This is a genomic window from Kordiimonas pumila (assembly GCF_015240255.1).
GTDB classification, from domain to species: Bacteria; Pseudomonadota; Alphaproteobacteria; order Sphingomonadales; family Kordiimonadaceae; genus Kordiimonas; species Kordiimonas pumila.
The window spans coordinates 302,494-326,935 of sequence record NZ_CP061205.1; the positions used below are offsets into that span (position 1 = coordinate 302,494).

Here is a 24,442-nt window from a genome sequence, read left to right on the forward strand (position 1 = left end):
TCGGGGGTATCGTCTCCCCCGAAACACCTATACTGGCTCAACCACTTCCATGCGGTAGCCAATACCCGGTTCCGTGATAATGTAATCGGGCTTATTCGGGTCTGGCTCCATTTTCTCACGCACTTGGCTAACATAAACCCGTAGGTATTGCATGTCATCGCCGTGTGCTGGCCCCCACACTTCATGCAAAATCTGCCTGTGGGTTAACATTTTGCCGCGGTGCACCAGAAAATAGCGCAGTAAATCATATTCTTTGGGCGTGAAATCAACCTTCACACCGTCCACCTTCACTTCATGGCGAACAAGGTCCATTTTCACGCGGCCGTTCACCAGCTCTGGCTCACCGGCTTCCGCCGTTGCTGCTTTACGAAGGTTTGCCGTGATACGCGCCAACAAAACATCCGGGTTAAACGGCTTGGTAACATAATCATCCGCACCCAAAGCAAAGGCTTTCAGCATTTCCTGATCTGCATCACGTACGGAGCATATAATGATCGGCACCTGCGACCATTCCCGAATTTCGGATATTACATCCTTGCCGTCCATATCAGGCAGGCCCAAATCCAGAAGAACCAAATCCGGCTTTAAGGAAGCTACCAACCGCAAGGCTTCGCGGCCTTTTTCTGCGGTTTCAGGCTTTAAGCCATTTGCCTCTAGCGAAATTTTAAGCAACTTGCGAATTTGCGGTTCATCATCAACAATAAGGATGGTGCTTTTTTTCTGCTTCATGGAACAGGGTCCCCCTACTAATAACCCGCCCCCAAGGGACAGGTGCTTACTACATGGCTACTATCAGATAACACGTCAAGAAGTCGGGGAGCAAACGTTATGCACCTCGATGCGCATTTGTCAGCACACCTTTCATTACAGGGGCGCCTTGCGTATCCGGTACACGGCATCCTGTCGAACTCGCGCGGACAAATGTTTTAAAAATTTTGCGCTGCGGGGAAGAGTATAGCATAAATTCAGGATGCCACTGTACGCCAAGGACAAAATGATCCGGGGTGACGTCTTCAATCGCCTGAACAATACCCTGATCATCAGCCGCCACTTTTCTTAAGCCCTTACCCAGCGTATCCATAGCCTGATGATGCAAGCTATTCACCCATAGTTCCGGGTTATTTTCCAAAATGTTGATTAGCCTGCTGTTTTTATCGATGAAAACTTTACGGCGGGCAAATATTTTTGCAAAGGTGCTCTGCGTTGGTAAAAAACCGTCAAAAATTGAAGGCGCATCCTGATGCAGAGTGCCTCCTAAAACAATGTTAATCATTTGCGCACCTCGACAAACACCAAGAATGGGCAACTGTTCCAGATAGGCCATTTCAACACATTCTCGCTCCAACCTGTCACGGTGTGGGTCAATGTCATGGCTCGCCGTATTCGGATGGCCGTAAAGCGCCGGGTTAATATCGTTACCGCCAGAAACCACAAGGCCGTTTAGCTCGCGCACCATATCTACATTATGAGAAGGGCTTATTCTAATAGGCCGACCACCAGCCATTGTAATACTCCACCGCAGGGACCAAAGCGCCACGCTGTTTAAGACGTTGCCGGTGGTAATACCGATAAGAGGCCGTTTTGTCCTTGGTGTTAGCCTAGGCATATTTCCTCCTCATAATTTTATTGATCAACTGGCTCCAAGATGCATCTTCCTCCATCAGTTCAGTAAACCAGTTTGGGTCTGTCTCTCTCCAGGCCTGCTGTAGCTTATTAAGCTGGTCTTCATTGGACGCCAATTGTTCAACAGCCAGCCAGCGCCCCCATTCAACCATTAAAGACCAGTCACCGCGTGATATTTCAGAATTTGGCAACCGGTAATGGTAGGTTGGGCGCGCATGTATTTTTTCCTCGGAACCATAAAGGCTGCGCACCAGCTTTTCTTTCAGGAAAGCAAACAAAGGCAGTAGATCCAGCGCTTTGTTTCGTGATGTATTATAGTGGTGATAATCGCGAATAAGCTCTTCTAGGTCAGGCTGATACTCTTCTGCCAAAATACACTTCATATATTCTTGCGAATAGGGTGCAATAAACGGTGTTAAACGACGCGTTATATCTACATTATGGGCTTCTTTCAGCCACGGATAAAGCAAGGCAAACGCCTGTATATGGCGCAAGATGCTAGCCGCATCAAAAGCAATCGCATCAGGGTTGATATGCAAACCAAAAGCATGGTGAAGAGAAGATTGTGTATCTTCCGCGTTTTCATAAAACAGGGCCGCACGCAGCTTATCCAGCTCGGGAATTTCATCAATTAACACGGGCGGCGCTATTATTTCCATCGGGGCAATTTTAGAGCCAAGAAACGTAACAGCATCTTCTGCGCTGTTCGCTGTTTTATGAAATAATTGATTTAATACACCGTCATCAAGCGTGTCGTTTTCATGAATACCCGCTATAATTCTCTTGATAGGAGCTGCGTCTATTTCCAATCTGAAGGTGCCTAGAAGCGTTTCTTCCACAGACCATTCAGCCTTTGTATGCTCAATAATATCACCGCCGTAGAGCGCCTGAATTATTTTAGCCGTACGCCACAGAGGCACACCCGCATATTCGATTTCAAAACCGACATAGCGTGACTTTCCACCTCTGGTTTTTGTTTGAGCCGTTAACATTACACAATCCTTCATTACCTGACGTAACAATAAGAAAATGTATCTAAAATTGAGATACCGACTTCCAACAGATAATATAAAGGTGGCATAAAGGCAGTTTACTGCAGAATATCCAATCCAACCCAAATACGGTATTTTTATACAAACTTTATAAGCACGCTGCTCTTCCCGATTAAAGCCTGACACCCCCTGTGAAATGATAAAACTACAATAGTTCGCAGAAACACTGACCAACAGAGGCTTACTCATCATGAAAAAAAGCATACTCCTCACGTTTGCCTTGGCCCTTACAGCGATAGCCATTTGGTTTGGACAAAAGGGCTGGCTGGAAATTTCTTTTTTGCAATCGAATTTGGAAAACCTGACGGCACGGTTTGACCAGTCCCCTACGGCCTTCATTTTGATGTATGCTTTTGTTTATACAGTGATGGTCGCGTTTTTTTTACCTGGCCTATTTATTATGAATCTGGTTGCAGGGGCAATTTTTGGGCCTTTTATCGGTACGTCCACTGCCGTTCTGGCTGCAACCGCCGGATCCATTGTAGCCTTTCTATTATCGCGCTACGTTTTTCAAGAATGGGCTTTCGCGCGCTTCCCCAAACAGGCAGACAGTGTCGATCAGGCGTTTCGCGATATGGGCGGTTATTATGTTTTTTTACTAAGGTTGGTGCCGGGCTTGCCTATTGGCCTTACAAATATTCTCTTAGGCGTAACCAGTATTCACCTTATCACTTTTGGTTTTGCAACACTGCTTGGCACAATCCCCTGGACAGCCTTTTATGTGATAGCCGGTGTAGAGATAGCCTCTATTAAGTCTGTAGATGATATAATAAGCACCGAAACTACCATGCTGGCACTATGCCTGATTGTGTTTTTAGCGGGTGGCCAAATGCTTACAAGAAAATATGTTGCACGCCGTACCATGCAAAAGCAGCGTACTTGCCTTTAAATAGGCAGATACCGGCATCCACCACCTAAGCGCTTTACACAACAAACTTAGCACCAACCAAAAAAAAGGAGCCGAAACCGGCTCCTAGTTGAAGGATGTGACCCACTTTTAACCGAGCTTTTCCCACCAGCTTTCCAGCTTATGGTCAATCTGCTCAAAAAGCGTTGGGTCACGTCGGGAGATCATTTCATCAAGCTCGTCAGCTTGAACTCGAATTTTATCAACTTCCGCTGTGTTATGACCAGCAGCGTCTGCGTTAAGGCGAATTGCCACCAGCGCTGTCTCTGCCACATCAAGGGCTTTACGGGCACCTTCATACTCTGCGACTTTCAGCATGTAGCGCGTGAGGGTTACATGATCCTTTGCCACCTCTTCAGGCTTTTGTGCCGACGATGCTTCGTAAATCATAGATTTTTGGGCATCAATAATTTGATCTCGTGTACCGCCAAAATCATCATCTGTAAGCTCTTCACGCGCCTCATTCAGATCATGAATTAATTTAGATTCAATAACCCTAAGGCGTACATAATGTATCTCAGCGCCTTCAACATCACCCCTATCAATCCCTTTAAGGGTCAGGGCTTTTGATAAAGTCGACATATCCAGATCATCATCGCCAATCGGCACATAAACAACTTTCGGCATGAGAGAGCTACCAAATTTCAATTCTACAACCCTCGAAACCTGCGTTTTGGTAAAGTCTTCTGAAGATGCGCCCGCTTTAACAGCCATTTCGAGCTTCTCGAATGCTTTATTAATATGCCGTTCCGTCTCTTCCTTAGCGCCGCGCTGAACACTCATTTGCGCCTGAAATAAAAGATTCAGTAAATCCTGCTTTTCTTCTAGGAAGGTATCTTCACTATACACTGGCGTATTAGCGACAGGCTTTTCACCCACTGCTGCTATCGCAACTGGGGGCACTGCAATCGAAGCTGAAAGTGCTGCGATTAAGGCAAAAGTTGATGGTCTCATCTTATACTCCTTAAGGGAAATATAGTTGCCGCCCAGAGGCGGCGACTATTTAGTCTTTAGCCTCATCCGCTACTGTATCACCGACAGATTCAACATCTCGGCCAATACCGTGGATAGTATTACAAGCACCGAGCATTAAAAGCGCGGTAAGCAAAATAGAAATCTTGGTTAGTTTAGGCATAATTACCTCCATAAACACTGTTATATCCATACAATAAAAATACAGTAGGCTTCTCTGTGTCAGGGGTCGATTAGGGGTGTGGGACAGGAAAATAAAGGGATGATAAAGACAGCGTATATTTATAGAAACATACCAATACAGTTTGGCGCCCTCACCCTTTAAGGAGAGAACGCCAAACGACCATATCTGCATATCTATATTCTTTATTTAGTGTGGTTTATAGCGACCAGGTCCTTCATATTCTTCCACAGAAGGATAGGGATCAAGAGCATCTTGCTCCTCACCGTTCACATGGCTGGTCTTGCGTTTGGTATCAGCGGCTTGTGGCCTTTCACTATGGTCCAGCTTTTCCGTTAAACCATCAAAAAAGCCAGCCGCCGCACCTTGAGCCATCTGCATGAGTAACCCCGTCAAGTCGCCTTGTGGTACTTGTGAACGTCTTTCCTGCTCAAGGGCCGCACGTTCCTGTGCGAGAATTTCTTTTTGCAGTAACATATTGCAAAAAACCCAAACACCTGCTGCGACCAAAATAAGGGCCGCACCAACGGTTAAAAGCGCGCCCGCATTACCGGTGCCGACCGATAGCAACCAGAAATATAAAGCCCCACCCAAAACGACCATAGCAACAGCAGTTATCAATCCCGCTGCCAAAGCGCCAAGGAGCCCATATTTCATGTGGGCAATGGGCCGCTCGAGAGCAGGTCTCTGATTAAAGACCTGCTCTGTAAGCATTTTTATGATCATTTCCAACATCAAAAATACTCTGTTATTTGCGACTTAAAAGCGCTGCAATAAGGGCACCACCTGCAAAGGCCGCAACCGTTGTTGTAAACGGGCGCTTCTGGATCGTTGCCTCAGCTTTATCGCGGGCAACAATAACCTGGTCCTGTTTGTCGTGAAGATACTTGCGGGCTGCAACACCTGCACGTCGCGCCTGATCTTTTACTTCATCAACATCAAAAAATTTCGATTTGCTGGCGCCATTTGACACAACATTTTCGGCATGGTCAGCCAAGATATCTTTAATCTGTGCCAGATCTTTTTTAAGGCTTTTAATTTCCTGCTGAGCGGTCGTCATAATATATCTCCTTTACTTCATCTGTTAACGCGCACCCATTTGGTTTTGTTGTGCGCTGATGAACTAAAGATGGACGTTTCCAACTTAAGGAACAATGTGAGCTCGCTATGGGAAACATAAAAAAGCGATAAAGATGAGCCTGAAGTTATCCTGTAAGGGTGGGATTATGCGATATTATAAAGCCTGCTCTATAGTATCAACCAGATCTTCCATTACAAACGGCTTGGTGACATAGGCATCAGCGCCTCTGGCAAATGCCAGATCCCGTACTCTGCGATCATTACGCACTGTCAAAACAATAATGACTGGCGATGTCTTGCTTATGCCTGCTTTTAGTTCAGGCAAAAGATCAAGGCCATCTCTGTCAGGCAACCCTAAGTCCAGCATTACAACATGGGGATTCTTTTGCTGGCACAAAGCTGCACCTTCCGCCGCCGTTGCTGCCTCGTAAAAGTCAACACCCTTGTCCATTAATGAAATGCGCAGAAAGGTACGAATTGCCTTGGTATCATCAATCGCCAGTATCTTTTTGTTCTCCAGAATACTCACTATACTACTCCCGTCTCCTTTGATTCAACAATGGGATAACTCAGGATAAACTGGGCTCCACCTTCGGCGTGATTTGAAACCGCAACTGTACCGCCCTGAGCAGACATAACAGCCTTGGTAATAGCCAGCCCAAGGCCTGTCCCTGCAATTTGACTGTCCGATTTGTTAAGCCTTTCATACTTGTCAAAAACACGCTCTAGCATGTGTTCAGGAATGCCAGGACCACGGTCCCGGATTTTGTAATGAAAGTAATCGTCAGTGCATTCCAAAAGCACATCTATATCTGTGCCATCTGGAGAATATTTTATCGCATTATCTATAATATTTTGTAAAACCTGCACGGTCATCATGGCATCCATCATAATTTCCATACCTTGCACCGTATTTTCAATATTAAGAGAGCGTTCTTTGAGTTTGGGTTTAAGGGTTTTCAAGACCCGGCCAAGCGGCTCCATCGGGTCATGAAATGCCGTATCAAACTCAATGTCGCCACTTTCAATTTTAGTCATCGACAATATGTTCGTAATAAAGCTATCCAAACGCTGGGCTTCATCGAGCGCCGTTTCTGTGAGCGTATCAACATGCTCCTCTGTTACCCTGCCGCTTGCCTTCAAGCTACGCAGCACGCTCATGCTGCCGATAATAGAAGCCAGCGGGGTTTTAAGATCATGCGAAACACTGGAAAGCAGCAGCGACCTAAGCTTTTCTCTTTCTTCTCTAAACCGGCTTTCCGTCATATCTCTTGTCAGCTCGATGCGCTCAAGGGTTGTTGCAATTTGGTCAGCAAGCGCTGATAGAAGCTGGCTAAAGGACGCATCAATCCGCATTTTGAACGGAATTTTCACCGCAAATACACCGTACTTGCCACTTTGCGTGCATATAATTTCAAACCGCCAGGATGACCCTATACCCAGCATAGTACCAAAACCTGCCGAGCGTTCTTCGTTCCAGCACTTATGGAGAGCGGCCCAATCTTTATCGGCCAACTCTGTCTCCTGCGGATACGGTTTAAAGTTTGCTTTATCAAGCTTGCGTTTGAGGCGCGTATTCTCAAGCACATTGCTGGAAGGGTTAAAAAAAGCCACTTCCATTTTAAAGAGCCGGTGTAATTCGCGGTCAAGAATTTCAAGCACCTGATGCGAGCTTTCGGCATCGGCTGTTAGCTCATGAATTTCATAAAGCGCCTTGTGGCGTTGCTCTCGTTGCACTGTGCGTTCAATACTGGCTCTGGTATGGCTGCCCAGAAGCGCAACAATAAAAGAGGCGGCTAGATATATACAGACATTAATAACATCCGTTAGCGTTCCCATATGAAACTGCCCAATGGGAATAACATAAAAATAGTTAATAACCAGAAAACTGCCAATTGAAGCAATAAGCGCAGAAATCAGGCCGTACCGTAGCGCAACAATTGTGGAGGCCAAAAGAAAAATAAGCGCAATATTATGTGTATTAATACGGTGCATAATATTGGGCAGGACAGCAAGAAGAGCTTCTGATACCAAAAAAGCACATGTTACAGCCGTGAGAGGGGCTATAAGCTGAACCCAGCTGAGCGTGGTACCTTGAAACCTGTCCCAAAGAGTTGGTTTGGCAAAATGGCCTTCTAGTGGAATTACCCGTATTTCAGAATATTTCCCAAAACGCTTGGCCACCCTTTCGGCAAGGCTGGCCTTAAAGGAAGATAAAAAGCCTTTTTCGGCTTTTTGGCCAATGAAAATATAGCCAATTTGTTTACCTTCTTCAAAACAAGACTGGATATAATGTTCAATTTCGCGCGAACTGCGCTCATGCTCGAGCCGCACAATATCTGCGCCCATCTCTTCAGCGCGTTTCAAAAGGCGCATTGTTTGTTCGCGCCGAACACTAACACCTAGCGTGTCGTCAGGCGTTGCTAAATACAGCACACGCCATTTACCACCCACCTTTGGCACTTCCCGAAGCGCCGCTTCAACAATATGATAACTCCGTGGGTGGCCATCAATACAAACCAGAACATCAACCGACATACACGCCTCGTTACATTAGCCCACACCCACCTTACGAGGCCTGATATAAATTTTCCATTATGATTAGGCAAAAATAGCAAAAAGCGGGCTTTCGCCCGCCTCTTCACCACTTTATACATATCGTATTTTAATCAGTAGCGTCTTCAATTTCACGGCCAGCATCATTTGCCGCTTCTTCTACCTGACTACCCAGATCATCACCGCGGTCTACCACCATCACAACAATCAGGGCTGCTACGATTGCGACCAGAAATATTTTTAAATAGTTATTCATCTGCTTATCCACTTCATGCTTTGTATCAGATTCAGGTTATCTTAAAGAGATGCACTCAGCATCCAGATCGACTCGTCATGGAATCGCATACGGTCCACCATCATATCGGCCGTCACTTCGTCACCAGCTTCTTCAGCCACCTCAAGAACACGGCGGGCTTCACCGGCACACAGCTCATGGGCTTCTTTCAAATTCAGAAGCATACCTTTGGCGTCTTTTGGCAGCTTTTCATCATCTTTGACTACAGACAGAGCCGCGAAAGATTCTAGTGTACCTGGTGTAAAATGGCCAAGGGCACGGATACGTTCTGCTAGCTCGTCCCCTGCTTCGTGCAGGTTCTGATAATGATCTTCAAAAAGCACATGCAGGCCGTGAAACTGTGGTCCGGTCACATTCCAGTGATAAAATAGCGACTTTACATACAGGGTATAGGTTGATGCCAGCATGGCACCAAGCGCCTGTGCTACATTGCTGCGGCTTTCTTTTTTAATGCCAACGTCAATTTTCTGGCCGTCGTCTTTTGGGGCTACAAGTTTCATTTGAACTTCTCCTATAGTGGGGGCTTGCGTTAGAGGGATAACTGCCTTGATCAACTGATCAAGCGCATTTGATACATCGCGGTAAGCGACGGCATATCTATCTTGCTGGCGATCCTCGCTTTTATTAGCGCCAGGGAACTCGGCAGAAGCGCGCTGTTGCTCTTCAAAAGCCAGAAAGATCCGATCTTTCAGATTCGACAGGTTCTCCGGGCCATACTCTTCAAGAGCCTCTAAAGCACCAACGGACCCGGCATAAACAGCATCAGTCCATTTGACGATTGCTTTAAAGTCACAGGCGATGCCTTCATCTTCAAAAGCGTGCGCATGGCGCTTTAAACATCTGTTTAAGCTCACTGCAAAAGCATCAAAATCTGAACTTTTACCGTACTGTGTATCCATCCCCAAAGTTGTCATGTTCAATCTCCTTCAACACAGCCAATGTGCTTGATCGAACGTGAATTTTCGATACGGACAGAAGCCCGCAATATAAAAAACCCGTAAAAATGGCCCAATAAAGAGGATGGCCTAGCTAGCTTTACAAGCTACAGGTCGCTGTTCTTGTATACACTTGCGATTTAACCACATCAAAATGCAGCGTCATGCTTTGCCCAGTTGATAAGCTTTTAAAAAAATCATACGGTGGTTGTGTTAAGGGAGTGAAGCGTCAGTCATCAGACCATGACCAGAAAAATAATCGCAGGGCCTAACAACACATATCCTGTGGCTTAAGCTCTGTTTATATGTGCTCTGCCTGTCATGTCTTTATGGTCTCGCCCACTTTTTGCCATTTTTTAACGGCATTTATCTAAAAACCTTTTTAGTACAATGTGTTGGGGCTAATGAACTACTATGAGTAAAATCTTGTCGCTTGCCGGTTTTCGGGCCTGCGTGATTAATATATGTGCTACAGCATTAACGGTAACGGCCCCGGCTTTTGCTGAAACAGAAACAGCGCCGGCCTTTTCACACCAAATTGTTCTGGATGCCGCTGCCGCCTTGGCTAAAACTCCTTTTAAAGAACCGGCGAAGGTACCTGATGCGCTTGGCCAGCTAAGCTATGATAAATACCGCCAGATTGCCTACCGCAAGAAAGCCGCAATTTGGGGCGGTACACCAACCCGATTTTCTATTGAAATGTTTGCGCCCGGCAACCTTTATGCAAACGGCGTTGATATTTCTGTTGTGGAAAATGGCACATCCTTACCAGCACCGGTGACTGAAAACTCCTTTGATGCACCCACCAAGCAGATCGCCGAACTCCTGGCAAAAGTTGGCCAGCTCGCAGGCTTCCGGCTTCACTACCCCTTGAACCGCGAGGATTATCAGGACGAATTTATCGTTTTTCAGGGCGCGAGTTACTTTCGGGCAGTGTCGCGCGGGCAAACATACGGGCTTTCCGCGCGCGGCCTTGCCATTGATGTTGCAGAACCAACCGGGGAAGAGTTTCCCATTTTCAGAAAATTCTGGATAGAACGCCCGTCATCAAAAGCAGATAGCATTGTTGTGCATGCCCTTCTGGATAGCCCCCGTGTTACAGGGGCTTACCGTTTTGGTATTTACCCAAATGCACCCACAAGGCTTGATGTTGACGCCACCCTTTTCCCGCGCGTACCGCTTAACCATGTTGGTCTTGGCCCGCTTACATCCATGTATTTCTTTGGCAGTATTGACCGCGCTGACGTTCCAGACTACCGCGAAGCTGTTTATGATTCCACCGGCCTTGCCATGCAAACAGGGAACGGCGAGCGGTTATGGCGCCCGCTTAACAACCCTGTTGATTTACAGGTCAGCGCTTTTATAGACACCAACCCCAAAGGCTTTGGCCTTGTTTTGCGCGATCGCACACCCGCCGCGTTTGAGGATCAGGAAGCGGGCTATCATACCCGCCCTTCCGCATGGATAACCCCCTTGGGCGACTGGGGCAAAGGCCATGTTCAACTGGTTGAAATTCCAACCTCATCTGAAACGAACGACAATATTGTTGCATACTGGCGCCCCAAAGCACCGCTGCAACCCGGTAAACCATTTCAGTTCTCTTATCGGCTTTCATGGCCAGATAATAACCCGTTGCCAGCAAAGTTTGGCTATGTGCGACGCAGTGCCTACGGCCTGAAGCTCGACACCAGCTACCCTCAAATGGTTATTGATTACGTGGGCTTGCCAACAGGTCTTACTGAAGAGGACATTAAAGTGGAGGCAAGCCTAAGCAGCGGGAAGTTGATCGAACTTATTGCGCACCCACAACCAGATGGAAAGATGCGGATTTTTATGGCCTTTGAACCTAAAAATACCGATCCTATCGAGATTCGTATTCAGCCCAAGTATCAAGGGGCTCCCATTGGCGAAACATGGCTTTACCGCTGGATTGGTTGAAAAAATGACGGATACTATAGCTAAACCGGCATTGCCACCTGAGGCCCATCTGAGCATGCCACGGCAAACAGTGCACGCCGACAGACGCCCCGTACGGGGTCGCCTGAAAACCTTGCGCTGGCTCGGCACCATTTTTGCGCGTACAGCCCTTATTGGGGGCACAGGTGCTTTAACCGCATACGGCGTTAGCGAAATGTATGCGGTTATGACAACGGGAAAGATTACACCCCTCCAGTGGCTTTTCCTTGTTCTTTTCTCGGTCAACTTCGCGTGGGTCAGCTTCGCTGGCTGTCAGGCTGTTTTAGGGTTTTTTCTAATTCTTAAACGCGATCTTTTTGGCCGCCATTTCATCCACGACCGCATACCGGGCCTTCAAACTGCTGTTCTGGTGCCGGTCTATAATGAAGACCCTGTCAGAGTAGGGGCCGCAATAAGCGCCATGGCAGATGGACTGGTTAAAAATGCACCCGGTCGTTTTTGCTTTTTTATCCTGAGCGACAGCAACCAGCCTAAAGCATGGCTGCGGGAAGAACATGTTTTCCACCAGCTTATGGAAAGTGCGGACGCTAACTGCCCCATATATTATAGGCACCGCACAGATAACGCTGAGCGCAAGGCAGGCAATATTTCAGATTGGGTAACCCGCTGGGGCGGCGCCTATGAAGCCATGCTCATTCTTGATGCAGATAGCATCATGAGCCCGGAGACAATGGTTGAAATGGCGCGCCGCATGGAAGATGATGACGGCCTTGGGCTGTTGCAATCCCTGCCATCTATTGTTCTGGCTGACAGCCTTTATGCCCGCCTGCAACAGTTTGCCAATCGCCGCTACGGCCTTATTTTTGGTAATGGTTTATCGGCATGGCATGGTAACAGCAGCAATTTTTGGGGCCATAATGCCATTATCCGCACCAAAGCCTTTGCGGAATCAGCACGCCTGCCCATTCTAAAAGGCAACCCGCCTTTTGGTGGCCATGTTATCAGCCATGACTTTATAGAAGCCGCGCTGCTGCGCCGTGCAGGGTGGAGTGTGCGTTTCGACACCGACTTGCAAGAAACATACGAAGAAGCACCCCCTTCTGTAAGCGATGTTATTACCCGCGATCGCCGTTGGTGTCAGGGCAACCTACAACATATTCGGTTCCTGTTTGCTGACGGCCTGGCCTTTACAAGCCGCCTGCACATTCTATCCGGCATTATGGCCTATATGAGTGCCCTGTTCTGGTGTTTGCTGCTGGTCGTTGGGCTAACCCTTGCCATTCAGGCCAGCTTTACCCGACCTGAATATTTTGCGCGGCCATCGCTTTTCCCCACATGGCCCGTGTTTGATTCTGTCCGTGCTGTTAAACTTTTTATCTTGTCGATGGGCATTGTTCTTGCCCCCAAAATTCTGTCATGGACCGTTGCCATAATTAACCCGTTCAGATGCTTTCGCTACGGCGGGCCTGTGTTTGTAACCCTTGGTGTCCTAACTGAAATTATACTATCAGCCCTATACGCACCCATCATGATGATTGCGCAAAGTAGAATTGTCTGGGAAATCATGACTGGCGGCGACAGTGGCTGGCAACCACAGCGCCGGGGCGATGGTTCTATAGGTTTCATGGCGGCGCTGCACGCCCACCGCTGGCATATGCTGATCGGGCTTGGTGCTGCCACCATTACCCTATTCTTACATAAAGATCTGTTTCTATGGATGCTGCCGGTAACAGGCGGCTTAATGCTGGCCCCTCTGCTTTCATGGCTAAGCGGGCGGCGCGACATTGGTCGTTTGCTGCGCATGCTGGGCCTGCTACGCACACCGGAAGAAAAAAATCCACCTGCTATTCTAAAGGCTGTTCAAGATAAACTTGAAACAGGTACGCTCAAACCCTTTACGTCACCGCTTTTAACCCTTGCTGAAAGCAGCGATTTTCATGCGTGGCATTTAGCACAGTTGAACCCCAAAAACAGCCTTGCCGATTTTAATACAGACCTTGTGCTAGCAGAGGCGAAAATGGCCCGGGCAAAAACTATCCCAGAACTGGAACGGTGGCTTAGTAACCGCGAGGCCATGGCCCTGCTGAATGATTATACCCTTGTTGCCAAGCTTCCAAAATGGGCAAAGGCACATACCGGCTAACAAGCAAAACAAGTGGTGATCCCGACTGGATTCGAACCAGTGGCCCCCAGATTAGGAATCTGGTGCTCTATCCTGCTGAGCTACGGGACCCATTCTAATGACAGCAAGTTTCTGTAGCCTTATTAAAACGCCGCGTCAACATTCCGGAGAGAATGGAGACTAATTAACCCAAGGTTAGAGAATAAGCACAACAACAAGTTAGGCATTTGATAAGAAATACGGTATAGACTTCTAGAGGATATGCGGGAGAGTGACATTGAAGTTTAAAGCCCTTGTGATGCCGGTATTCATATCGACAATCGCCTGTATTTTAGCTTTTATTGCTATTGTGATCTTTGCCGTTCACGAACAAGACAAAACTACTCTTAACAGTGAAAAAAGCATCCTTCAAAACGAGTTTAACTCGATCAGCCAAAACATTCTGTCTATTACCAATGATAATGCCTTTTGGGACTTTTCGGTTGAAAAAGTTCACCTTCAAGAAGATTTAGCGTGGGCCGCCACAGCGCTTTGTGACAGCACAACCAGCTTTAGCTTTATAGACGGGGTTATTATTATTCGACCTGATGGTTCTGTTATGTATAGCTGCCTGACAGAAGGCGATATATCCATAGAAGCAATTACCAGCAAACTGGCAAACCTTACAAATGCCATGAACCTGACAAACGATGCAGCAGAGGCAGATAAATCTGGTTACATCAATGTAGACGGACAGATCGTTGCGTACGGTGCCAGCATGGTGCGCCCCAATGGCCGGATGGTTTTTAATCAAGCCTTGCCTGACAGATTACCTACCTATATCTTTTTTGGCCTTGTAACACAGGATCGCATTACCGCCATCGGCGATGAAAGCGGTATTGATAGCTTAACCATAGACAAGATTGTAGGCAAGCATCCCCACGCCGTTGATACGCTCTATGATTATGAAGGCAATATAGCCACCAGCTTTAACTGGCACCCAGACCAGCCAGGTAAACGGCTGATAAAAAATGTTATATTGCCTTCGATTTTATTACTGTTAATTGTTGGTGTTTCTCTAGCATATTTTATGCGCCAAGCCATTAGAACCATTAGCCAAATGGATGCCGCAAATAAGGCAAAAACATCTTTTCTTGCCTCCATGAGCCATGAAATACGTACACCTCTCAACTCAATCTTAGGCTTTAGCGAGCTTGTGGGCATGGAAATTTTTGGCAAAGTAGAGGGGGAGAAAAACAAGGAATATCTGGAACTGATCAAGAGCAGCGGCCACCATCTGCTCGCTATTATCAATGATATCCTAGACCTTTCAAAACTGGAGGCTGGCAAATTTGTTGTGTATGCTGAAAAAATAGATCTGCATAGCACCATTAACAACTGTGTTCAGCTAAATGAGCCCGGCGCCATTGAAAAAAATATCACGATCAACTGTATCTGCGATGCTGCCACAGTAAACAGCGATGAACGTATTATTCGTCAGGTTTTACTGAATATCCTATCAAACGCGCTCAAATTTACCGGTTCTGGCGGTACTATTAAAATTGTCGGTGTTCGGGAGGATAAATTTTATCGTGTCACCATTGAAGATACGGGCATCGGCATGACCGATGAGCAGGTGCAGGTTGCGATGTCACCCTTTGGCCAGATTGAAGGCCACTATGAACGCAGTCACACCGGCACAGGATTGGGCCTGCCGCTGGTAGACCGCTTTATGGCGCTACTTGAGGGTAAAATGTTCATTAAATCCACCCCCAATGTAGGAACAACAGTAACGCTCAGGTTCCCTTATGACGGCAAGCGTAAAGATCTTTAGCACGGTCGTCATTACCCTTTATTTTTTTATGGGCACCCTACATTCGGCACAGGCCGTCCACATTGTGCTGCCTGATTTTACCAAACTACAAGAATGCGGCACGTATCAAAACGCAGCCGCCTTAAGCGGGGATAAACTCCAGCTTGATGCTGGGGAGATCGTTGTACTCGCTGGCATAAAAACGCCGGAAATGGCCGATAAAAGCACAGCCTACAAAAAATGGCCCATGGCTGAAACTGCACAGAAAGCGACCGCAGCCTTCATAGCGGGTAAAAAAATTGATCTTTACTGCGAGAAACCATCACCAAACCACTTGGGCCAAAAGATTGCCCATGTTGTTATAGACAACACTATATGGCTCCAACATGCTTTGCTTCTGGGTGGTCACGCTTGGCATTATGCCCGCATTGCTGACCCTGATGTTTTTGCGCTCCTGTATCAGGCAGAGCAAAAGGCCCGACGTAACGAGGCAGGCATTTGGGCACAGAACGCACGCTTATCACTGCTGGCAAGCGCAGAAACCGCAACGCCTGGCCAATTTCAGATCATTAGGGCAACCGTTCTATCCGTTACTAAACGCGGCAAAAAAATATTCATCAATTTTGGTAAAGACTGGCGCACAGATTATACAGTGCAAATGCCAGTAAGCTTGCTGGATGGGTACCAGCAGCGCGGCATTCCTGTTATGGCATTAACCGGACAGCATATTGAAGCGCGTGGCTGGGTTGAATGGGCGGGCGGCCCCCAGATTATCCTGAGCGGTTACAACCAGATACAGCTCGCTTCCTGCGATACAGAAAACTGCTAAGGCTATTAACCGCGCTTAACCTTCTGCAAGGCCTGCAATAACAGGGTCGCCCACACGGCGCACCAAAGCCTGCTTCAGCTTATCAAGCGCCTGTGCCTCCAGCTGCCGGACACGCTCCTTGGAGATGCCCAACTGTTGGCCAAGAACAGCAAGCGTAACCCCGTTTTCCTTCAGTTGCCGTTCCCTGATAATATAGGTTTCCCGCTCGGTCAGGTGGGTCATTGCATCTTCGATAAGGGCTGTTTTTGTATTACCGTCATGAGTCTCTATATACGCCTCATCTGGCTGCATGCTCTCTGACACGAGTAAATCCTGCCATTCTTGGGCAGATTCGTCTGCAAGCGGTGCATTCAAGGACCGGTCAGATGCCGTAAGGCGGCCTTCCATAGCCTCGACATCCCGGATTTTAACACCCATTTCATCTGCAATCTGGCTGCGGGCAACAAAAGAAAGCGGCCTGTCAGGGTCTACGCCCATCCGGGCTTTCAAGCGTTTGAGATTAAAAAACAAGGCTTTGTGCGCCGAGGTTGTACCAGTTCGCACAATAGACCAGTTTCTGAGCACATAATCTTGCACAGCCGCTCTTACCCACCAGCTAGCATAGGTGGAAAAGCGCACTTCTTTGGAAATTTCAAACCTGTAAGCCGCCTCCATAAGGCCAACAGTACCCTCCTGTATCAGGTCGCTAACCAGCAAGCCATAATGCCGGTATTTGCTCGCCGTCGCCACAGCAAGGCGCAGGTGTGATTCTGTTAAAACTTTTAAGGCATGCTCGTCGCGCTCCTGTTGCCATGAAATGGCAAGTTCCAGCTCTTCCGCACGATCAAGCATTCGTGCTTTCATTGCAAACCTGATGAGTCGCCTGTCTTCAAGCGTAGCCCAATTACCGCGCGCCAAGATTCTCTCCCCGGATTCTAGGTGTCAGCATAATGTGCAGAAATTAATGCAATCAATTAATTATTGCGTATTATGCGTATTTAAAAAGAAAATGCAGCTATTATTTTTATAAGAGCGCACATTACACGTGAACCGAGTAGGAAAAAACGGGTAGCGCCTGCAAAAAAAAGCAGAGTTATCCCCTGATGAAATATTTTATAAATGGTTGTTTTTAAATAAAAAGCCGCCCGAAATTCGGACGGCTTTTTAACTGTTCACCAAAAGAAGGGGCTTATGCAGCCAATTCCTTTTCAAGCTTTACCATAGCAGTTGCTTCGTCAATTTCTTCAACCGCTGCCAGTTCACGTGCCAAACGCCCAAGCGCTGATTCGTAAATTTGGCGTTCACTGTATGATTGCTCAGGCTGATCAGCACCGCGGTGCAGATCGCGCACAACTTCAGCAATAGAAACAAGATCACCGCTGTTGATCTTTGCTTCATATTCCTGAGCACGACGGCTCCACATGGTGCGTTTGATACGCGCTTTACCTTTAAGGGTGGTGAAAGCTTCTTTGAGGGTTGCATCAGAAGACAGACGACGCATACCACTTCCCGCAGCTTTGTTTGTTGGTACACGCAGTGTCATACGCTCTTTTTCAAAGCGGATAACATAAAGCTCAAGCTTCAAACCAGAAATTTCCTGACTTTCCAGCTCGATGATGCGTCCAACACCATGTTTAGGATATACAATATAGTCGCCAACAGCATATTTATTTGTGGATGTCTTAGCCATACCAATCAATAGTCCTTCCTAGTATGCCAACCAAGTCAGCTAACTAGCTGAAAGATTTGGCACAGTGTGCAGGCACATGTGCAAAATCAAAAATTAAAATCCAGTGCTCTTTGCCCTAAGGCTAAAACAGCCTATGCTGGCCTGAAAAATCAGACAACGTCACAGGCTGTAAACAGCACAACAATTTTCAAAGGTGAAATTCACCTCAACAACTACAGGACAAAAAGGCCCTGCACTTATTGCGCAGAGCCCTATATAACACATTTTTAACATAAATAGTAGTGCGAAAGCACACAAACAGCCATGAGCAGTATGCATACGTCAATAGCTTAGCTAATCAACAAACGCAGAGGAAGCCGTTTACCTTAATCACCCTGACCCGGATTAGGTGAAAAATGCTCCATCTTGCCGTCTTTATCTTTCCAGTCGTCAGCGTCTGCTGGCGCATCGCGTTTAATCGTTATATTTGGCCATTCTTCTGAATATTTTGTATTCAGTTCAAGAAGTTCCTCAAGACCGTCTTCTGTATCTGGTAAAATAGCTTCTGCCGGGCATTCAGGCTCACATACGCCGCAATCAATACATTCGTTGGGATTGATCACCAGCATGTTTTCACCCTCGTAGAAACAATCTACAGGGCACACTTCTACACAGTCCATATATTTGCATTTAATGCAGGCCTCGGTGACAATATACGTCATCGACGTCTCCTTTAATTCCTAAAACCATTCAAGGGTTACAGCGGTTTTACCGCTTTATGCCCAAAAGCAGCCCATCGAGCAATGCCTTTTCCGCGAGAAATATTAATTATCCCGTCCCATCAGCTTATCAAGCGCCCGCCTCTCGGCTTTTGTTGGCCTTCCTGCACCCTTATCGCGCAGTAGAACATCGTGCGCCAGCTTGTTTCCACCCGGCTTATTTTCTGGCGGCGTTAAATCTTCATACAGGGTTTGGGCTTCAATCGCTGGCCCGCGCCGCGCGCCGCACGCCAGTATTTTTACAACCAGAATAACCGCCTCTTTCGGGAAGGTTAACACATCTCCCGGCTGCACCATAACACTGGCTTTTGAAGTGTGCTGGCCGTTCAGACGTATCTTGCCTGACCGGCACACAGTAGAAGCAAGCGATCTGGTTTTAAAAAACCGCGCCTGCCAAAGCCATTTATCAAGCCGAATTTTTACGCCGTGCTCATCTATCACTGCGCCGTTACCCGCTTACTTCTTTTTAGACAAAGCGTCCTTCAAGCCCGCAAGTGCCGCAAAAGGAGAATCAGGATCCACTGGTTTTTCTTTTTTAGGTGGCCGCGCTGAATGCACACGTTCTGCGTTTGGCCGTGCCCCGACTTTTTTAGCTGGACGCCTGTTGGCCTTCTCAGGCCGCTTGGCGCCCCGATTAGCCGGTTGAGGGCGATTAGGTTGCTTGCGTTTTGGTGCCCACGTAAAGAAATAGCGTTCAACAAGCTCTTCGTCTGAAGACGTTTCTTCTGTTGGTGCAGACGCTTCCATCTCTGCAGGCGCTTCAGCTTCTTCCGTTTCCGTGACTGCCGCAATCTCTACAACAGCATCTGGCACAGTATCCGCTGTAATTTCAGCCGTAGGTGCTACAGCCTCTTCCGCAGGAGCCTCGTTCGAAGACGTGTCATCTTGGGCCGCATCTTCTGCAGCTTCAGCAACAGGTTCAGCTACTACCACAACCGGCGTCGCTGAAACTTTGCGAATTTCATGCTTATAGCCTGCAGACGTCATTACTTCGGCAAAGTCTTCACCCGACAAGCCTACAAGGCCCATTATTTCCGGTGTCACTTCAAACCAGCCACCGGCCTGCCCCAAGGGACGAACAGCATCGGACAAACGCTCCAGCATATCCATGCGAACAGCTTTTTTGCCTGTAACCTGAAAACCAGCCAGCTCGTAAAATTCCTGAGGGGCGCTCGTATCTGTTTCTACCCATACCATCCCTGGTGTCGGGATTGCAGGCAGCGCCGTTTTCTTGCCTGCCATAGCCCACATCATTAAGCGCAGTTCAGTCGCGTGCGGCTTCATAACAATAGGGATATAAAGGCTGGATGCACCAATCCGAATTCCAAACCGGCGCAAGCCTTTTCTGGAATCCTGATCAATCTGCCGTAGATCACTATCAACAAGGCTACGCGGCATTACACCGTAATGTTCCAAAAGCCTGTAGGCCACACCCCGTACCAGCCCTGAAAGCGCTGCAGTACCCTCTGGCACTTCAATTTCGCCGTTCAGTTCCTGTGCCAACTTAATAAGCGGCTCAAGCTTCTCAGCGATCCGGCTATCAAGCCATTCCTGTGCTTTTTCGCGTACCAGATCTGCGCTCTCGCCTTGTAGCAGGCTGTTTTGCACCAGCTTGATACGAGGCGCAAACAAAGCGCCACTATCATGCACGGTGGCAATCGCAGCCCCTTCCCACATCAGTTTAGGATGTGCGAGACCTTCGGAGAAACTGAATTCCAGCGTTTTATAGCCAACATTGGCAAAAAGCTTGGCGCGGCGTGTAAGCTCAATTTGCAGAGCTGATTCAGCTGCTGCCTGAAGCGTCTTTTGTTCGTCAGGTGCCCCAGAGGCATCTACACGAAAGGAAAAACCATTAAGCTCACCGATTTCATGTCCTTCGACTGAAACCTGGTTTGTATCACTGTCTATGCTCACGCTGAGTGCGTCCCTTTGCCTGAGCGAGCGCATGAGGACGGCTGTACGCCTGTCCACAAATCGCTGGATTAATCTTTCATGCAGTGCGTCAGAAAGTCTGTCTTCAACACTGCGAGTCACATGGGCCCAATGAGCCCCGTCAGATAGCCAGCCTTTCCTATGTGAAACATACGTCCACATGCGAATACTGGCAATTCGACCGGCCAAGGTATCTATATCGCCGTGGACATTGTCAAGGTGCTTAACCTGTCTAACGATAAAGTCATGCGAAATTGTGCCGGATGGGCCACTTAAATCATGATAAATTCTTTTTAAAAGCCCAACATGATCTTCGTAGGATAATTTCCTAAAATCAGGAATTTGGCATATATCCCAAAGCCTTAGTACATCTTCTTTTGTAGTCGCCATGTCTCTTATCTGGGTGTCACTTGCGAAAGTGCCTAAAACAAGCTGATCAAGACTATCTCGCACCCGGTGCAGTCCATTTTGCTGCGCTGGTAGCTCTAAAGACCGAATAAGTGCTCCAATTGACGAAAAATCGAGCCGGTGATTCCGCCAGAAAATTGTTTTAACCGGGTCAAATTGATGCTCTTCAATCTGGGAAATCATCAAGGGGTCCATTGCATCGCCGTCACCGCCGCCCAGTGTTGAAAAGGTACCATCGGTTTGGTACCGGCCAGCCCGGCCTGCAATCTGCGCTGCTTCTGCCGCCGTCAGGTCACGGAAAGTGCGGCCATCAAATTTTCTAAGTGACGCGAACGAAACATGGGTAACATCAAGGTTAAGCCCCATACCTATGGCATCTGTCGCGATCAAATGATCTACCTCGCCAGATTGGTACATTTCCACCTGGGCGTTGCGTGTTCTGGGGCTAAGCGCACCCATAACAAGGGCAGCACCGCCTTTTTGCCGCCGCATCAATTCTGCCATCCCGTACACATCGCTGGCAGAGAAAGCAACAATCGCGCTACGTCTTGGTAGGCGCGAAAGCTTTGCAGGCTTAATATGTTTTAAGGTTGAAAACCGCTCGCGGCTGACAATCTCGACCCCCGGAATAAGCCTGCTAATCAAGGGGCGCATCGTTGAGGCCCCCAGAAACAGGGTTTCAAACGTGCCTCTGCTATGGAGCAGATGTTCGGTAAAAACGTGGCCGCGCTGCGGGTCAGCCGCCATCTGGATTTCGTCAATCGCCACAAAATCGACCGTTTTTATGCGCGGCATTGCCTCGGCTGTACAGAGAAAATAGCGCGCCCCTTTTGGCACAATACGCTCTTCCCCTGTCAACAAGGCAACTTGGTTCTTGCCTTTTACGGCAACCACCCGGTCATATACTTCCCGTGCAAGCAACCTAAGCGGAAAGCCCATCATACCGGACGCATACGCCAGCATACGTTCAACAGCATAGTGAGTTTTGCCGGTGTTGGTTGGGCCTAAAACTGCTTTGATAATACCTGCCACAAACCCCTCGAAACTTTTTGGCTCTTGATCGTTCATATAAGCATTAGTGCCTACATTCAAATAGCAAAACGCCTAATGCTTTTTAAAATTTGGCCTGTCCCCGCTTTTCTATATGGTTTAAAAAGATACTTCCGACGACCAATAGGCAGAGAATGAAATGAAACCCATGTTCAGCAGGCGCAGTTTTCTACGCTCATCTGGTGGTGCAATCAGTGGTATTGCTGTAACGGCCACTCTCTATGCAGAGGAAGGCTTAGGGCGTTCAAAAGCTCTTAGCCAGCCAAATGACCTGCGCTTTACAGAGCAAATTTTCGGCCTTAATTATACCGATACAGAGCGGGCGCTCGTCTATGATAACGTGGAAGCGCTGGTTAACCGCATGCGAACACGGCGTGAAAAAGCGCCGCTCAGTAATGCAGACACACCAGCACAAACATTCGACCCACGCCTGCCGGGGGAAGTCTATTACCAGCAGGAAAACCGTGTCCGTGTATATAGTGCAGATGCAGGCCCCTTGCCAAACGATGAAAACATTGCCTATGCACCCGTCTGGAAACAGGCCGCATGGCTGCGCGCCGGCAAAATAACAGCTATTCGGCTCACTGACATTTACCTGCAGCGCATTCAGAAATACGCTGCAAACCTAGAATGTTTCGTAACCGTAATGAAAGAATCAGCGCGCAAAGAAGCATATCAAGCTGATATCGAACTACAAAATGGCAAAGACCGAGGCCCTTTGCACGGCATTCCCTACGGCCTGAAAGATCTGGCCGATACAGCAGGCGTTACTACAAGCTGGGGAGCAACACCCTATAAAGACAGGGTCCCTACAACAGATGCCGTTATTGTTGAGCGCTTGCGAGCAGCTGGCGCGGTTTTGCTGGGCAAGACAACGCTCGGCGCCCTTGCATACGGCGACTTGTGGTTTGGCGGCCTGACCCGCAACCCGTGGGACTTGGGCGAAGGGTCTTCAGGGTCAAGCGCAGGATCTGCCGCATCAACTGCTGCTGGCTTATGCAGTTTTGCCATTGGTTCTGAAACGCTTGGTTCCATTATTTCACCCTCGGGGCGCTGCGGCGCAACCGGCCTTAGGCCCACTTTTGGGCGTGTACCGCGCACCGGTGCCATGGCGCTCTGCTGGTCACTCGACAAGTTAGGGCCAATTTGCCGCTATGCAGAAGATACCGCCCTTGTTCTCTCTGCCCTTAACGGCGCGGGCACAGGCGACCCTAGCTCTTTTGACTGGGGTTTTGCCTATGACGGAAAAACAGCAGCCGCTGAAGACATGGTCATTGGCTATAACCCCGTATGGTTTGAAGACGCGACCGTGAGCGAAGTTAAAGTGTTAACTGATCTCCGCGACATGGGCTTTACCCTGCAAAAAATTGACCTGCCTGATATGCCCTACGATGCGCTTCTCACAACCCTTGATGTGGAATCAGCCGCAGCTTTTGAAGAGCTGGTTCTGACAAACAGGGACGACACCCTAAAATGGCAAGAGCCGCAAGCGTGGCCCAATACTTTCCGCAGTGCCTATTTTATCTCGGCGGTTGAGGCCCTGCAGGTTGACCGTTTCCGGCGCAAAGTGATGGAGGCAATGGCCGACGTTTACAGGCATGTAGACCTGATTGTATGCCCAAGCTTTGCCGCCGATATGGTGGTTATCACCAATTTTACTGGCACACCGAGCCTTACCCTGCCTATCGGCATGGAAATGCGGCAAAGCACGCCGCTTCTGAACCAGCCAGCACCCGACCCGGACCGCCGCAAAAAACCGTACCCGCAGGCCATTACCTTATGGGGTACTATGTTCAGAGAAGATCAACTGATCGCCGTTGGCCGCCTGTTGGAGGAAAAATACCGGTTTTTTGAGCAAAACCGGCCAGTGCTGAACACAGAAACCACACCTTAACCCTTGACCAGCAGGGCCGAATCGCATATATGCCGCCAGTCCACACTGTTTTGTGGCCTTAAATTGAACCGATCAATAAAGATTCCGGTGGGAATATGCCCCCGTAGAAAAACAAGGATAACGATCATGGCTCGCGTATGTGAACTAACTGGTAAAAAAGTAATGTCTGGCAACAACGTATCGCACGCACACAATAAAACGCGTCGTCGCTTTCTGCCAAACCTGACTAAAGCAACTCTGATCTCTGAAGCTCTTGGCCGCTCTGTTAGCCTGCGTATCTCAACGCATGCGCTTCGGTCTGTTGAGCATAACGATGGTCTTGATAATTTCCTGCTGAAATCTCGCGATGAAAACCTGTCCGCGAACGCACAGAAAATTAAGAAACAAATCAAGAAAATTAAAGCAGAAGCAACAGCTTAAGCTTTTTTAAAGACTGATACGAATTTCAAATGCTGCGGCTCACAAGCCGC

Annotated in this window: 23 protein-coding genes and 1 tRNA gene; 7 read left to right on the forward strand and 17 right to left on the reverse strand. The window is 48.1% G+C overall.

Annotated features, from left to right (window positions below):
* Positions 1–27 precede the first annotated feature (27 nt).
* The 3 genes from ICL80_RS01225 to ICL80_RS01235 form a co-directional block, all read right to left on the reverse strand.
* Entirely contained in the window at positions 28–729 is a 702-nt protein-coding gene (locus ICL80_RS01225) for a response regulator transcription factor (protein WP_194214325.1), read from the reverse strand.
* A 97-nt stretch (positions 730–826) separates the two neighbouring features.
* Entirely contained in the window at positions 827–1,606 is a 780-nt protein-coding gene (locus ICL80_RS01230) for a gamma-glutamyl-gamma-aminobutyrate hydrolase family protein (protein ID WP_194214326.1), read from the reverse strand.
* Positions 1,599–2,615, reverse strand: coding sequence for an amidoligase family protein (locus tag ICL80_RS01235; RefSeq protein ID WP_194214327.1), 1,017 nt, complete (start codon positions 2,613–2,615; stop codon positions 1,599–1,601). The genes ICL80_RS01230 and ICL80_RS01235 overlap by 8 nt, the downstream gene beginning before the upstream one ends.
* Positions 2,616–2,865: 250 nt before the next feature.
* Between ICL80_RS01235 and ICL80_RS01240 the strand changes: the two genes are divergently transcribed.
* Positions 2,866–3,564: a TVP38/TMEM64 family protein gene (locus tag ICL80_RS01240; RefSeq protein ID WP_194214328.1), complete on the forward strand. Its 699-nt coding sequence runs from the start codon at positions 2,866–2,868 to the stop codon at positions 3,562–3,564.
* A gap of 108 nt (positions 3,565–3,672) precedes the next feature.
* On the opposite strand, the gene ICL80_RS01245 is transcribed toward ICL80_RS01240, so the two are convergent.
* The 8 genes from ICL80_RS01245 to ICL80_RS18080 form a co-directional block, all read right to left on the reverse strand.
* Complete coding sequence (locus tag ICL80_RS01245) at positions 3,673–4,536, reverse strand: hypothetical protein (protein WP_194214329.1); 864 nt, start codon at positions 4,534–4,536, stop codon at positions 3,673–3,675.
* A gap of 49 nt (positions 4,537–4,585) precedes the next feature.
* Positions 4,586–4,717: an entericidin A/B family lipoprotein gene (locus tag ICL80_RS01250; protein ID WP_194214330.1), complete on the reverse strand. Its 132-nt coding sequence runs from the start codon at positions 4,715–4,717 to the stop codon at positions 4,586–4,588.
* A 207-nt stretch (positions 4,718–4,924) separates the two neighbouring features.
* A complete protein-coding gene (locus ICL80_RS01255) occupies positions 4,925–5,461 on the reverse strand; it encodes a hypothetical protein (protein WP_228073729.1) in 537 nt (178 codons plus the stop codon).
* Positions 5,462–5,483: 22 nt separating this feature from the next.
* Positions 5,484–5,795 carry a hypothetical protein gene (locus ICL80_RS01260; protein WP_194214332.1) on the reverse strand — a complete coding sequence of 104 codons (312 nt, stop codon included), beginning with the start codon at positions 5,793–5,795 and terminating at the stop codon, positions 5,484–5,486.
* A 174-nt stretch (positions 5,796–5,969) separates the two neighbouring features.
* Positions 5,970–6,344 carry a response regulator gene (locus ICL80_RS01265; protein WP_194214333.1) on the reverse strand — a complete coding sequence of 125 codons (375 nt, stop codon included), beginning with the start codon at positions 6,342–6,344 and terminating at the stop codon, positions 5,970–5,972.
* On the reverse strand, positions 6,344–8,353 hold the full coding sequence (locus tag ICL80_RS01270; RefSeq protein ID WP_194214334.1) for an ATP-binding protein: 2,010 nt from the start codon (positions 8,351–8,353) through the stop codon (positions 6,344–6,346). The genes ICL80_RS01265 and ICL80_RS01270 overlap by 1 nt, the downstream gene beginning before the upstream one ends.
* Before the next feature lie 127 nt (positions 8,354–8,480).
* Positions 8,481–8,627 (reverse strand): hypothetical protein, encoded by a 147-nt coding sequence (locus tag ICL80_RS01275; RefSeq protein WP_194214335.1) that lies wholly within the window; start codon positions 8,625–8,627, stop codon positions 8,481–8,483.
* A 41-nt stretch (positions 8,628–8,668) separates the two neighbouring features.
* Positions 8,669–9,580, reverse strand: coding sequence for a Dps family protein (locus tag ICL80_RS18080; RefSeq protein WP_228073730.1), 912 nt, complete (start codon positions 9,578–9,580; stop codon positions 8,669–8,671).
* Positions 9,581–10,015: 435 nt separating this feature from the next.
* Between ICL80_RS18080 and ICL80_RS01285 the strand changes: the two genes are divergently transcribed.
* Together ICL80_RS01285 and mdoH are read left to right on the forward strand one after the other, a co-directional pair.
* Positions 10,016–11,539 carry a glucan biosynthesis protein G gene (locus tag ICL80_RS01285; RefSeq protein ID WP_194214336.1) on the forward strand — a complete coding sequence of 508 codons (1,524 nt, stop codon included), beginning with the start codon at positions 10,016–10,018 and terminating at the stop codon, positions 11,537–11,539.
* A gap of 4 nt (positions 11,540–11,543) precedes the next feature.
* On the forward strand, positions 11,544–13,661 hold the full coding sequence (mdoH, locus tag ICL80_RS01290; RefSeq protein ID WP_194214337.1) for a glucans biosynthesis glucosyltransferase MdoH: 2,118 nt from the start codon (positions 11,544–11,546) through the stop codon (positions 13,659–13,661).
* 13 nt (positions 13,662–13,674) lie between these two features.
* Here the strand turns inward: mdoH and ICL80_RS01295 are convergent.
* Positions 13,675–13,751: transfer RNA gene (locus ICL80_RS01295), tRNA-Arg, on the reverse strand.
* 160 nt (positions 13,752–13,911) lie between these two features.
* Here ICL80_RS01295 and ICL80_RS01300 point away from each other — a divergent pair.
* Together ICL80_RS01300 and ICL80_RS01305 are read left to right on the forward strand one after the other, a co-directional pair.
* Complete coding sequence (locus tag ICL80_RS01300; RefSeq protein ID WP_194214338.1) at positions 13,912–15,453, forward strand: sensor histidine kinase; 1,542 nt, start codon at positions 13,912–13,914, stop codon at positions 15,451–15,453.
* On the forward strand, positions 15,428–16,261 hold the full coding sequence (locus tag ICL80_RS01305) for a thermonuclease family protein (protein WP_194214339.1): 834 nt from the start codon (positions 15,428–15,430) through the stop codon (positions 16,259–16,261). Before ICL80_RS01300 ends, ICL80_RS01305 begins: the two co-directional genes overlap by 26 nt.
* 15 nt (positions 16,262–16,276) lie before the next feature.
* Here ICL80_RS01305 and ICL80_RS01310 read toward each other — a convergent pair whose 3' ends face one another.
* The 5 genes from ICL80_RS01310 to ICL80_RS01330 form a co-directional block, all read right to left on the reverse strand.
* Positions 16,277–17,158 carry an RNA polymerase factor sigma-32 gene (locus ICL80_RS01310; RefSeq protein ID WP_228073732.1) on the reverse strand — a complete coding sequence of 294 codons (882 nt, stop codon included), beginning with the start codon at positions 17,156–17,158 and terminating at the stop codon, positions 16,277–16,279.
* Between the two features lie 271 nt (positions 17,159–17,429).
* Positions 17,430–17,930, reverse strand: a complete 501-nt coding sequence (locus tag ICL80_RS01315) for a CarD family transcriptional regulator (RefSeq protein WP_194214340.1) — start codon at positions 17,928–17,930, stop codon at positions 17,430–17,432.
* A 365-nt stretch (positions 17,931–18,295) separates the two neighbouring features.
* On the reverse strand, positions 18,296–18,631 hold the full coding sequence (gene fdxA, locus ICL80_RS01320) for a ferredoxin FdxA (RefSeq protein ID WP_194214341.1): 336 nt from the start codon (positions 18,629–18,631) through the stop codon (positions 18,296–18,298).
* Between the two features lie 102 nt (positions 18,632–18,733).
* A complete protein-coding gene (locus ICL80_RS01325; protein ID WP_228073734.1) occupies positions 18,734–19,129 on the reverse strand; it encodes an RNA-binding S4 domain-containing protein in 396 nt (131 codons plus the stop codon).
* A gap of 15 nt (positions 19,130–19,144) precedes the next feature.
* Positions 19,145–22,096: a helicase-related protein gene (locus ICL80_RS01330; RefSeq protein WP_194214342.1), complete on the reverse strand. Its 2,952-nt coding sequence runs from the start codon at positions 22,094–22,096 to the stop codon at positions 19,145–19,147.
* Between the two features lie 121 nt (positions 22,097–22,217).
* On the opposite strand from ICL80_RS01330, the gene ICL80_RS01335 reads away from it, so the two are divergent.
* Both ICL80_RS01335 and rpmB read left to right on the forward strand, forming a co-directional pair.
* The gene (locus ICL80_RS01335) at positions 22,218–23,972 is read left to right on the forward strand and encodes an amidase (protein ID WP_228073736.1); all 1,755 of its coding nucleotides are present in this window, start codon (positions 22,218–22,220) and stop codon (positions 23,970–23,972) included.
* Between the two features lie 126 nt (positions 23,973–24,098).
* Positions 24,099–24,392: a 50S ribosomal protein L28 gene (gene rpmB, locus ICL80_RS01340; RefSeq protein ID WP_194214343.1), complete on the forward strand. Its 294-nt coding sequence runs from the start codon at positions 24,099–24,101 to the stop codon at positions 24,390–24,392.
* The last annotated feature ends 50 nt before the right edge of the window (positions 24,393–24,442 follow it).